General features: G+C 36.5%; 14 protein-coding genes. 13 read left to right on the forward strand and 1 reads right to left on the reverse strand.

All coding sequences use genetic code 11. The features are described from left to right. The first annotated feature begins 237 nt into the window (after positions 1-237). Positions 238-2,052 carry a translational GTPase TypA gene (gene typA, locus L3081_RS05200; RefSeq protein WP_242283968.1) on the forward strand — a complete coding sequence of 605 codons (1,815 nt, stop codon included), beginning with the start codon at positions 238-240 and terminating at the stop codon, positions 2,050-2,052. A 272-nt stretch (positions 2,053-2,324) separates the two neighbouring features. Here typA and L3081_RS05205 read toward each other — a convergent pair whose 3' ends face one another. Further along, positions 2,325-2,549 (reverse strand): hypothetical protein, encoded by a 225-nt coding sequence (locus tag L3081_RS05205; protein WP_242283970.1) that lies wholly within the window; start codon positions 2,547-2,549, stop codon positions 2,325-2,327. A gap of 149 nt (positions 2,550-2,698) precedes the next feature. Between L3081_RS05205 and L3081_RS26435 the strand changes: the two genes are divergently transcribed. The 12 genes from L3081_RS26435 to pilW all read left to right on the forward strand — a co-directional run bounded on the left by L3081_RS26435 (position 2,699) and on the right by pilW (position 12,225). After that, the gene (locus L3081_RS26435) at positions 2,699-3,256 is read left to right on the forward strand and encodes a YihY family inner membrane protein (RefSeq protein ID WP_274620335.1); all 558 of its coding nucleotides are present in this window, start codon (positions 2,699-2,701) and stop codon (positions 3,254-3,256) included. After that, entirely contained in the window at positions 3,246-3,509 is a 264-nt protein-coding gene (locus L3081_RS26440; protein WP_338027259.1) for a YihY family inner membrane protein, read from the forward strand. Before L3081_RS26435 ends, L3081_RS26440 begins: the two co-directional genes overlap by 11 nt. Further along, positions 3,506-3,943 (forward strand): D-aminoacyl-tRNA deacylase, encoded by a 438-nt coding sequence (dtd, locus tag L3081_RS05215; RefSeq protein ID WP_242283972.1) that lies wholly within the window; start codon positions 3,506-3,508, stop codon positions 3,941-3,943. The genes L3081_RS26440 and dtd overlap by 4 nt, the downstream gene beginning before the upstream one ends. 145 nt (positions 3,944-4,088) lie before the next feature. Continuing rightward, positions 4,089-4,568: an Lrp/AsnC family transcriptional regulator gene (locus tag L3081_RS05220; RefSeq protein ID WP_242283974.1), complete on the forward strand. Its 480-nt coding sequence runs from the start codon at positions 4,089-4,091 to the stop codon at positions 4,566-4,568. 76 nt (positions 4,569-4,644) lie between these two features. Continuing rightward, positions 4,645-5,952 carry an aminotransferase class V-fold PLP-dependent enzyme gene (locus L3081_RS05225; protein ID WP_242283975.1) on the forward strand — a complete coding sequence of 436 codons (1,308 nt, stop codon included), beginning with the start codon at positions 4,645-4,647 and terminating at the stop codon, positions 5,950-5,952. Then, the gene (locus tag L3081_RS05230; RefSeq protein ID WP_242283977.1) at positions 5,903-6,193 is read left to right on the forward strand and encodes a hypothetical protein; all 291 of its coding nucleotides are present in this window, start codon (positions 5,903-5,905) and stop codon (positions 6,191-6,193) included. Before L3081_RS05225 ends, L3081_RS05230 begins: the two co-directional genes overlap by 50 nt. A 201-nt stretch (positions 6,194-6,394) precedes the next feature. Next, positions 6,395-6,607, forward strand: a complete 213-nt coding sequence (gene iscX / locus L3081_RS05235) for a Fe-S cluster assembly protein IscX (protein WP_242283978.1) — start codon at positions 6,395-6,397, stop codon at positions 6,605-6,607. 134 nt (positions 6,608-6,741) lie between these two features. Continuing rightward, the gene (locus L3081_RS05240) at positions 6,742-8,403 is read left to right on the forward strand and encodes an NAD-dependent malic enzyme (protein ID WP_338027260.1); all 1,662 of its coding nucleotides are present in this window, start codon (positions 6,742-6,744) and stop codon (positions 8,401-8,403) included. Between the two features lie 39 nt (positions 8,404-8,442). Further along, the gene (locus tag L3081_RS05245; protein ID WP_242283979.1) at positions 8,443-8,691 is read left to right on the forward strand and encodes a hypothetical protein; all 249 of its coding nucleotides are present in this window, start codon (positions 8,443-8,445) and stop codon (positions 8,689-8,691) included. A 184-nt stretch (positions 8,692-8,875) separates the two neighbouring features. Continuing rightward, on the forward strand, positions 8,876-9,307 hold the full coding sequence (gene ndk, locus L3081_RS05250) for a nucleoside-diphosphate kinase (protein WP_242283980.1): 432 nt from the start codon (positions 8,876-8,878) through the stop codon (positions 9,305-9,307). A 200-nt stretch (positions 9,308-9,507) separates the two neighbouring features. Beyond that, complete coding sequence (gene rlmN / locus L3081_RS05255; RefSeq protein WP_242283981.1) at positions 9,508-10,680, forward strand: dual-specificity RNA methyltransferase RlmN; 1,173 nt, start codon at positions 9,508-9,510, stop codon at positions 10,678-10,680. 42 nt (positions 10,681-10,722) lie between these two features. Continuing rightward, positions 10,723-12,225, forward strand: a complete 1,503-nt coding sequence (gene pilW / locus L3081_RS05260; RefSeq protein ID WP_242283982.1) for a type IV pilus biogenesis/stability protein PilW — start codon at positions 10,723-10,725, stop codon at positions 12,223-12,225. Positions 12,226-12,252 lie beyond the last annotated feature (27 nt).

The following is a 12,252-nucleotide window of genomic DNA, read 5'->3' on the forward strand; positions in this document are numbered from 1 at the left end:
TAACTATATAGTATTTTAGCATTTTTGTTGTCTTTTATTTATTGGTATCGAGAGGGATTATTTTTATTGTTGTGCAAACCGATTATGTTGTTTTGTCAGTTAAAAAATTAGCAAGGGATATTTAATATCTTTTAAAACGAATCTCCTGTATAATGCGCGCCCAATTATAGCCTTAGTTATTTATGCTCAGCTTCTTGTTAGTTGCGATATAAATAATAGTAACAGCGAGTAACGCCTGTGTTAGATAAATTAAGAAATGTGGCAATTATTGCTCACGTTGACCACGGAAAAACCACACTAGTAGATAAATTACTAGAACAGTCAGGTACGCTAGACGCCCGTGGTGGCCTAGAAGAACGTACAATGGACTCGAATGATATCGAAAAAGAACGTGGTATCACAATCTTAGCTAAAAACACGGCTATTAACTGGAACGGCTACCGTGTAAACATCGTAGATACTCCTGGCCATGCTGATTTTGGTGGTGAAGTTGAGCGTGTAATGTCAATGGTAGATTCTGTTTTACTTATTGTTGATGCACAAGAAGGTCCTATGCCACAAACGCGTTTCGTAACGAAAAAAGCGTTTGCACAAGGTTTAAAACCAATCGTTGTAATCAACAAAGTTGATAAGCCTGGTTCTCGTCCTGATTGGGTGATGGATCAAGTTTTTGAATTGTTCGATAACCTTGGTGCTACAGATGAACAACTAGACTTTAAAGTTGTTTACGCTTCGGCAATTAATGGTTGGGCTACGCTTGAAGAAGGCGAAACTGGCACCGACATGACACCGTTATTTGATACTATTCTTAACGAAGTACCATGTCCAACTGCGGATCCCGATGGCGCTTTTCAAATGCAAATTTCTCAACTTGATTACAGTTCGTACTTGGGCGTAATTGGTGTTGGTCGTATTACTCGTGGTAGTGTTAAACCAAACCAACAAGTAACTATTCAACTCGCAAATGGCGGATTACATAACGCTAAAGTAGGTAAAGTATTCGGTTACTTAGGTCTAGAGCGTTTAGATATTGCTGAAGGTTTCGGCGATATTATTGCGATTACGGGTTTAGGCGAATTAAAAATTTCTGATACGATTTGTTGTCCAACAGACGTTGAAGGGTTACCTGCATTATCTGTAGATGAACCAACAATCAACATGACGTTCCAAGTAAACACATCTCCATTTTGCGGTAAAGAAGGTAAATTTGTAACTTCACGTAACATTAAAGACCGTTTAGATAAAGAGTTAATTCATAACGTTGCTTTACGTGTTGAACAATTAGAAGATGCTGATAAATTTAAAGTATCAGGCCGTGGTGAGCTTCATTTAGGTATCTTAATTGAAAACATGCGTCGTGAAGGTTTCGAGCTAGCAGTATCTCGTCCTGAAGTTATTATTCGTGAAGTTAATGGTGTATTAGAAGAACCATACGAAACCGTAACGATTGATGTTGAAGAACAACATCAAGGGCCTATCATGGAAAGAATGGGTGTTCGTAAAGCTGAATTAACTGATATGGCACCAGACGGTACGGGTCGTATCCGTATGGATTTTATCATGCCAAGCCGTGGTTTAATTGGTTTCCAAACTGAATTCATGACATTAACGTCTGGCTCTGGTTTGATCTACCACACATTCTTTGAATACGGACCTCACAAAGGTGGCGAAATTGGCCAACGTAAAAATGGTGTAATGATTGCTAATGCAACTGGTAAAGCATTAACTAACGCTATATTTAACTTACAATCTCGTGGTCGTATGTTAATTGGTCATGGTATTGATATTTATGAAGGTCAAGTAATTGGTATTCATAGCCGAGATAACGATTTAACCGTTAACGCGCTTAAAGGTAAGCAATTAACTAACGTTCGTTCATCAGGTACTGATGAAGCACAAACGCTGACGCCGCCTATCATTATGTCGTTAGAGCAAGCGTTAGAATTTATCGATAATGATGAATTAGTTGAAGTAACACCAGAAAGTATTCGCATACGTAAAAAATTACTGAAAGAGAACGACCGAAAACGAGATGGTCGTTCTTCGAAATAATGTTTTGAAGTGATCTTACGAATGAATTGTAAAAATTAAAAAGCCGCCTGATATCATCAGGCGGTTTTTTTGTTCATAATGTCACGTTAAGTAATACCAGTTTCATTAATTAAGTGATCTATTCTATACGTAGAAAATTGCTAAATACAAGGCATTTATTTCAATAACAAGTTGGTCTAATTATTAAATAAATAACGATGTAGTTTGTAATTTTAGCAAGTAGAAATGATCACATAGTTAGTGAAATTGATATTAGCTAAAAATTATTTTAACTAACTGTTATTTTTATAGGTAGCTGCGTCAATAATTGCGTATAAATGAAATACTCCGGCAATAATGGCAGGAATAATTAACCACCATAAAGCGTAACCCCCCACACAAACGATAGCAAAAATAAGGGCAGGCAATAGCCGTCCTTGCACTAATTGACCTAATCCTGGGAAAAACACGTTACAAATTGCGGCAATAACATTACCTGCTGAACCTTGATCTGACATATCACACCTTGCTAGTAAACTTATTACTGTTATCATAATATAATCTTAAGCATTTAAAAATAAGCAAATTGTTAGTAAATATGAGTTCACTGTATACACATTATAAACAGTTAATAAATTCTTTTCCTTTGCGGCGTTATGTCTCTTTTTTGCACTACTTATTAGTACGTGTAAAGAAAGCGCAATTACAAGTAGTTGCGGGGTATCTGTCTTATGTTAGTTTAATGTCACTTGTGCCTTTGATGGTTGTTGCTTTATCTGTTGCTACAGCATTTCCAATTTTTTCAGATATTCATCATAGTGTAGAACAATTTGTCTACGATAACTTCATGCCGACGGCAAGTGATGTAGTGCAGAAGTATTTATCTTCTTTTGTTGATAATGCTTCAAAAATGTCCGCTGTTGCTATTTCATTCTTGTTTTTTGCCGCTTTATTGCTTATATCGTCAATCGATAAAACATTTAATAATATTTGGCAAGTAACTCAAAAGCGTCGTGTGATTACGTCTTTTTCTATGTACTGGATGATTTTGACTTTAGGACCCATTTTAGTTGGGGCAAGTATCGCCATAACCTCTTATATAGTATCTTTGGTAACAACAGGGGTGGAAGATAGTTTTGGCATTACTAATACGCTTTTCCGTTTATTACCATTAATGTCTTCTATGGCGGCTTTTATCTTACTTTATATCTTTGGTGCCAAATAAACCAGTACCTTTTAAATTTGCTTTTTTCGGGGCATTAATTGCGGCCGTTTTATTTGAGTTAGCAAAAAAAATATTTGCAGAATACCTTACTGCGTTTCCCTCATACCAAGCAATTTATGGAGCACTCTCAATAGTACCTATTTTGTTTTTATGGGTATACCTATCTTGGTTAATTGTTTTAGGAGGGGCTGTTATTACTGTGTCCTTACAAGAATATTCGCTAGAAAGCGAATCAGAAGGTAGCCTTGAATGATTGCCTTAATCCAAAGAGTTAGTTGGGCAAGTGTTACAGTGAACCAGAAAGTTATTGGCGAGATAGATCAAGGCTTACTGGTATTTCTCGCGGTTCAACCTGATGATACACACGCAAAAGCAAAGCGTCTTTCAGAACGCGTTGCGGGCTATCGTGTATTCAATGATGAAAATGGAAAAATGAACCTTAATGTTAGCCAAATAAATGGTGAAATTTTGGTTGTATCACAGTTTACTTTAGCCGCAGATACCAACAGTGGGATGCGTCCTAGTTTTACTTCAGCGGCTAAACCCGAGTTTAGCAATGATTTGTATCTCTACTTTTGCCAACAATTACGTGAAAGGGGTTTTGGTGTACCTACTGGAGAGTTTGCCGCAGATATGAAGGTCCAGTTATTGAACGACGGGCCGGTAACGTTCACTTTATCTATTTAATCACATATTTATGAATTTTTTTGGGCTTTTATCTAAAATATAATTCTCAGACCTACCTATTTTATAAAATAACTTTTCAATAATCTTGAAAAAGCATAACGCTTAAAGTATTTTGTTTTAATTATTTGGTAATTTTAGGAACAAAATGCACTTAAATGAGATAGATTTGCGGCTTATTGCTATATTGCAAAGAGATGTTAGTATTGCTATAGATGAGTTAGCTAAGCGGGTTGGCTTAACAAAAACACCCTCTTGGCGTCGTCTACAAAAACTAGAAAAAAGCGGTATTATCAAACGAAAAGTGGCTTTACTTGATGCGACATTATTAGATCTAAGTGTTTCGGTATTTGTACAAGTGAAAACGAGTAAGCATGACAGTGATTGGTTAGCGCAGTTTTCTAAAACAGTTTCTGCATTTCCTGAAGTAGTAGATTTTTATCGTATGAGTGGAGAGTATGATTATTTGCTACGAGTAGTGGTCAAAGATATTGCTAGTTATGATGCTTTTTACCAACGTTTTATTCAAGCGACAAGCTTGACAGATGTAACCTCTAGTTTTGCTATGGAAGAGATTAAACGTTCTACTGAGTTGCCATTAGTTATCCCTGAAAATAGGTTTAAATAACAAAGTTGAACATACTCTTTCTCATTTATAATTAACTACATATAAGAGTTTTATGTGGTTTTACGAGGATGTTATTATGTCATTAGAGCAACACTTTCAGCAATTCCGCCAACATATAATAGGTCAAGACCTAGTACATGAAATTAACGGAAAACCGCAAAAGATATTCTATGCTGATTGGACGGCAAGTGGTCGGTTATATCAGCCAATAGAGACTTATATCACTCGTATCCTCGGCCCCTACGTTGCTAATACTCATACAGAAACTAATTTAACCGGTAGTACGATGACATCGGCGTATCATGATGCTCAAAAAGTAATTAAAAGACATGTAAATGCTTGTGATAATGATATTTTAATCACCTCTGGAGCGGGGATGACGGATGTAGTGAATAAATTCCAACGGATTTTAGGTTTGCGCATTCCTGAACGCATGGCTGATCAGGTTATATTTAGTGAAGAAGATAAACCCGTTGTATTTATTACACATATGGAACATCACTCAAATCAAACAACTTGGTACGAATGTGATGTGACCTTAGAAATAGTTGCCAGTGATAATAATGGATTACCTTCACTAGAAAATTTGGTGACATTGTTAGAACAATATAAAAATAGGAAAGTAAAAATTGGTACTTTTACTGCCTGTTCAAATGTTACAGGAATAAAAACGCCTTATCATCAATTAGCTGAAATAATGCACGAACATGGTGGCTTGTGTTTTGTCGATTTTGCTTGTTCAGCACCTTATGTGGATATAGATATGCATCCAGTAAATAAATCGCAAGCTTTAGATGCCATTTTCTTTTCACCGCATAAGTTTCTTGGTGGACCTGGCAGTTCTGGCGTTCTTATTTTTAACAAAATGTTATACAAAAACAAAGTACCAGATCATCCTGGAGGAGGCACAGTTACATGGACAAACCCCTGGGGAGCACATAGTTTTTTTCATAATATAGAAATACGTGAAGATGGCGGAACCCCTGGTTTTTTACAATGTATTCGTACGGCATTGGCTATTAAGGTTAAAGAGGCAATGGGCACTGCCAATATTGCAGCGCGTGAACAAGAATTAATTGATTTCGTAATGGCAGAGCTTAAAAAAAATGAACACGTGAATATGCTTGAACCCGCAATCACAGACCGTTTGGCCATAGTGTCCTTTTATATCACAAACGTGCATTATAATTTAGTTGTGCGATTACTAAATGACAAGTTTGGTATTCAAACTCGCGGTGGTTGTTCCTGTGCGGGTACATATGGACACATATTACTGAATGTTGACCATGATAAATCACAGCAAATAACACAACAAATTGATGATGGCGATTATTGTGAAAAACCAGGTTTGGATTCGCGCTTCTTTTCATCCAACAACTACTAATGCAGAAATTAATTTTTTTGTTGAAGCTATTAATACATTAACAGCCCATATTACACAATGGTCTCGGGAGTATCGTTTTAACCCTGCAATAGGCGATTTTGAAAGAAAAATCTATCCTAATGACAAACCCGAAGTTTATATTGGCATAAATGGTTTTAATCCATTACATTGTGATGATAATACTTCAGTTTTAGCGGCCTCAAAGGAAAATAATTCCATGCTAAAAAGGTTATTTAGTTAAATGATAAAAGCAACATTACTTGTCCAGGTTAAACAGTGGTGGCATACCGATTGCCCGTTTTGTAAACGAGCAAGATTGCTATTGTTGTGGTTTGTACTAATGCTAATAGCAGACTATTTTTGGTTTCATCTATTGTTGTAATCATTCCAAAAACTATTTTATAAAATAGTTTTCACGCTTTCTGTATAGGGTAATATTATTATGCGTATTTCATCAGGATTAAAGTGGGTTGATTCACTAGAAATAGCACTTGATCTCATTGAACAATATCCAACGGTTGATCCATTAAAATTACATTTCACCGATCTTCGACAATGGGTTCTTGATCTTGAGCGCTTTGATGATGATCCTGAACATTGTGGTGAACGCGTATTAGAAGCAATACAGTTGGCTTGGATTGATGAAGTTGATTAGGCTAGGCTATTCACCATTGTAAAAATCCTTTATACTTCCACCTAACATTGATTCAATGTATTCCTGATATTCACCGAAACAATAAATAGAATAGAAGTAACCAACACTAATGACTAAAAGTAACCGTCCATTATATATCCCTTTTCGGCCCAACATTATTAGAAACCCCATTATTAAACAAAGGTAGCGCTTTCGATCACCAAGAACGTATCAATTTTAATTTAGCGGGATTATTACCGCCTAGATTTGAAACCATAGATGAACAAGTTGACAGAGCTTATATGCAATATTGTTCTTTTCATAATGATATTAATAAACATATTTATTTGCGTGCTATTCACGATAACAACGAAACATTGTTTTTTAAATTAGTACAACGTCACTTAGTTGAAATGTTGCCCATTATTTATACTCCAACGGTTGGCGATGCTTGTGAACAGTTTTCAGATATTTATCGTAGTTCACGTGGTTTGTTTATTTCCTATGAAGATAGATATCAAATTGATGATATTTTAAGAAACGCCACTAAAAATAAAGTGAAAGTTATTGTGGTTACTGATGGTGAACGCATATTAGGTTTAGGTGATCAAGGCATTGGTGGGATGGGCATCCCCATTGGTAAGTTATCTCTTTATACAGCTTGTGGTGGTATTAGTCCAGCTTATACGCTTCCTGTAATGTTAGATGTAGGTACAAACAACCAAAAACTATTAGACGATCCTATGTACATGGGCGCTCGACATAAGCGTATTGGTCAGACCGAGTATGATGAATTTTTAGAATTATTTATTACCGCGGTTAAGCGCCGGTGGCCGCATGTGATGTTGCAATTTGAAGATTTTGCCCAACCGAATGCAATGCCACTTTTAAACCGTTATCGTGACCAAATATGTTGTTTTAATGATGATATACAAGGTACCGCTTCTGTAACGGTTGGAACATTACTCGCTGCTTGTCGAAGCAAAGGTGTGAAATTATCGCAACTGAAAGTCGCCTTTGTTGGTCTTGGCTCTGCCGGTTGTGGTATTGCAGAGCAAATCATAACGCAGATGGTCAGTGAAGGTATTTCACCCATTGTTGCTCGCAGCCAAATTTTTATGGTTGATCGATTCGGTTTGTTAACTCAAGGAATGGATAATTTAAGAGATTTTCAACAAAAGTTAGTACAAACTCATCTTGCATTATCCTCATGGGGTATCAGTGGAGAATATGCATCGCTTTTAGAAGTTATGCATGGAGCAAAACCTGATATTTTGATTGGTGTTTCAGGGCAAGCCGGCTTATTTAGTGAAGAAGTTATCAAGGCAATGAAACAACATTGTGATAAGCCAATTATATTTCCGTTGAGTAATCCTTCTAGGCAAGTTGAGGCGACCCCAGAGCAAGTTATTAACTGGACAAATGGAAACGTGATTATTGCGACGGGTAGCCCATTTGATCCAGTTGAATATCAAGGTGAAACATTCACCATCGCACAATGTAATAACAGCTATATTTTCCCAGGTATTGGTTTAGGTGTTATTTCAGCGAATATCAAACGAATAACTGACAGAATGCTACAAGTGGCTAGCGAAACATTAGCCGCAGCCTCGCCACTAGCAAATACCGGTGAAGGCTCGTTATTGCCGCCTTTCACCGAAATAGAACAGCTGAGTAAAGATATGGCTTTTGCCGTTGCCAAAGTCGCCTATGAACAAGGCTTAGCACTTGAATTACCTGACGATGAATTATTGGCTAAAATAGAGCGAAATTTCTGGCAACCTGAATATCGACAATATAAACGCATTAGTTTGTAATTATATAACTTGAAAGCATATTAACAGACAGTGAGTAGCATGATGGCTAAAGCCAATAGAAATGAAGAAATTATTAGCCAAGCCGAAATAGATAATTTATTTCGTATTAATGAATTTATTGAAACTGATGATAAAAGCTCGTTAATTGAGGAGTTAAAGCAGGCCATTTTAAATTCAGGTAAGCTAGAGCTTGCTCAGTGGCAATCATTACGAGGTCAACTTGGAGAAATAGAAGCCTTGATCCCTCACATTGACTTGATTATCAAATTAAAAAAAGAAGCTCAATAATTTCAATGGATTATAAAAAATCCGTTGTTGTGAGAATCAAAGCAATGGATAGTATTAGTCTTTTGCTTTTGATTGGTCTATAATCGCGCCCAAAATTCATGCCTTAATAATGAGTTTAAATTGATTAAGGCATGAATATCTAATTTTAAAAACCACTTATCTTATATATTATTGAGGGCTTATCATGGCTATCGAACGTACTTTTTCTATCGTAAAACCTGATGCTGTAGCAAAAAATGTTATTGGACAAATCTACAATCGTTTTGAAACTGCGGGTCTTAAAATTGTTGCTTCTAAAATGTTACACCTAAGCAAAGAAAAAGCAGAAGGCTTTTATGCTGAACACAGCGAACGTCCTTTCTTTGGTGCACTAGTTGAATTTATGACCTCTGGTCCTGTCATGGTGCAAGTGTTAGAAGGCGAGAATGCAGTACTTAAAAATCGTGAAATCATGGGTGCTACTAATCCAAGTGATGCATTAGCCGGTACTCTACGTGCTGATTATGCTGATTCAATCGATGAAAATGCCTGTCACGGCTCTGATGCTTTAGAATCTGCAGCACGTGAGATTGCTTATTTCTTCTCAGATGATGAAATTTGTCCACGTACTCGTTAATAAACCTTTAAACTAAATAAAAGTTGTTTAGTTTAACTGCTTAGTTGATTATTGCGTAAGAAAGGATTTTGCTGAGCAATCAGTAGAATCCTTTTTGCATTTTGAGCTTAATAGTAAAATTGCGAATTTCGCATGAAAAGCGTACAATTCGTATCCGTATTTACCTTGTTTTTTTAGTATAAATTGTGAGAGTTTGTTGTATGAGCGACCCTATCGATAGAGAAAGTGTCAAAGAAAGCGCTAAAGTAAATTTATTGAATCTTGACCATCAAGGGTTACGTGACTATTTTGCTTCTATAGGTGAAAAACCCTTTAGAGCAGACCAAATCATGAAATGGATATACCACTTTGGATATTCTGATTTTGAACAAATGACAAATTTAAATAAAAAATTGAGGGAAAAGTTACAACGAAATTGTGAAATTAAATCGCCTGAAATTTCGAAAAAACAAGTCTCTACTGATGGCACAATTAAATATGCACTTGTTTTAGAGGGTGGGCAAGAAGTAGAAACCGTATGGATTCCTGAAAATGATCGCGCAACATTGTGTGTTTCCTCTCAAGTTGGTTGTGCTCTTGAGTGTACCTTCTGCTCTACCGCTCAGCAGGGCTTTAATCGTAACTTATCTATGGCTGAAATTATTGGTCAAGTATGGCGTGTAGCTAATGATATTGGCGCAACTCGTATTACAGGTAAACGACCGATTACGAATATCGTTATGATGGGCATGGGTGAGCCATTGCTCAATATGAAAAACCTTATTCCTGCACTTGATACCATGCTGAATGATTTAGGGTATGGACTTTCAAAACGACGTGTTACCGTAAGTACTTCTGGGGTTGTACCCGCATTAGACATGCTAAAAGAAAAAATTGATTGTGCTTTGGCTATTTCAATTCATGCGCCAGACAATGCTTTGCGTGACGTATTAGTGCCAATTAATAAAAAATATCCATTAGAAGAGTTTATAACCGCTGCAGCACGCTATATCGATGGTTCAAAGGCAAACAAACAAGCAACAATTGAATATGTTATGCTTGATCATGTGAATGATTCTACGGAACAAGCGCATGCTTTGGCGCATGTACTAAAAGATTTACCGAGTAAAATTAACCTGATTCCTTTTAATTATTACCCCGGCTCTCCTTATAAACGTCCGAGTAACTCTCGAATTGATCGATTTGATAAAGTATTGCAAAGCTATGGCTTAACAGTGATAACACGGAGAACACGTGGTGAAGATATTGATGCGGCATGTGGGCAGTTAGCGGGTGATGTTTTGGATCGCACTAAACGTACTCAACTACAACAAAATGCTTTAACACAAAAAAAACAGGTGAAAGCTGACGAAATATCGGTAAAGATACTCTGATCGCGCTATTATCAATCAATCTTATTTATAAATATAAAATTAATGAAGCAAGTTCAGCCAATTATGGATAAATACTTTATTACAAAACGAGCTATTATTACCGCTTTTGCCATTTCGCCACTATTTTTATCTGGTTGTGTTACGCAAAATTATGAAAATGATAATACGCCTGTTGTTCAAAACCAGTCGAATAGAAATGATATGGCTGCAACACGTGTTTCGTTAGGTTTAGGCTATTTAAAAATGGGTAATATGTCCCAAGCTAAACAAAATTTAGAAAAAGCGAAAAATTTTGCCCCTGATATGGTGCAAGTGTATACCGCCTTCGCTCATTATTATGAAACGGTAGGTGAAGATGAACTGACAGTTGAGTCTTACGAGAAAGCACTCTCAATAAAAAGTGAGGATCCAGATACCCTAAACAATTATGGGGTGTATTTATGTCGAAAAGATAAAATAGAGGAGGCAGAAAAGCAATTTTTAAAAGCGATTGCGGTACCAACTTATAGCTTAGTTTCAAAAAGCTATGAAAACCTAGCCTCATGTTTTTTACAAGTAGATAACTTCAGCAAAGCAGAAACCTATTTAAATAAAGCGATTATGCACAGCCCTAGTAGTGCCTCTACTTTATTTCAAATGGTGCAATTACAATATGCTATTGGGAATTACAAACAGGCCAAACTATTTGAGCAACGCTTTGCAAAAGTGACACGCCGTTTTACTCCTAAATCTCTCGCTTTGTCTTATAAAGTGCATAAGAAGCTTGGACAACGTGGTGTTGCTAAGAACTACGGAACAATGTTAGTCAAAATGTATCCACAATCGTGGGAGAGTCAGCAATATTTACTTAATGAGCTTGAGTTAATAGAAGCGGATAACTTAGCTAAAAGATACCAAAATTCACAAGAGACAACCACACAGTCACAGCCTAAAAAACGTATCGTCAAATTATCTCCGAAAAAACAGACTAAAAAAACGCTTGAGGAAACATCATCAGTACAAGTGAATGTCACTGAAAATGAAACCAATCAAATATCAGATGAAACTTCTCAAGTAGAAACAGCTCAAACAGTTATAACGCAAGAAAAACAAACAATCGTAAAGCTAGTAAAGGATGCTCAAGATTCAACATCCTCAATTCAGTCACCAATAACATCATACACCGGCGCGGATGAAAACGTCAGCGTAGTGAATGATATGAATGACAAAGGTTTGGATAATCTACCTAAAGAGGCTGAGACTCTTGTGGATTCCACACAAATAAAAGAGGTTACTGATACGAATCACGTTGATAGTAAACCGACAATAGTAAAATTAGCAAATACAGTTCAAGACGCAGACAATTCTGTTGAGGATTCTACTACCGTTCAACCTGAACAAGAGGAAACAATACTCGATGAAAGTGTGAACGTTGCTAAAGAAAAGAATGAAGAACAATTTGTACAAGAGCAAGCAGATGAACCCTTAGTAGAACTAGTAGAACCTAAAAATTTCCCAGACTTTCATGTGGTGAGGCCGGAGATACTTTGTATAGTATTTCGGTAAAATATAATGTCAAAATTAATGCATTAC

Origin of the sequence: Colwellia maritima (genome assembly GCF_022669015.1) — a bacterium.
GTDB lineage: Bacteria > Pseudomonadota > Gammaproteobacteria > Enterobacterales > Alteromonadaceae > Colwellia > Colwellia maritima.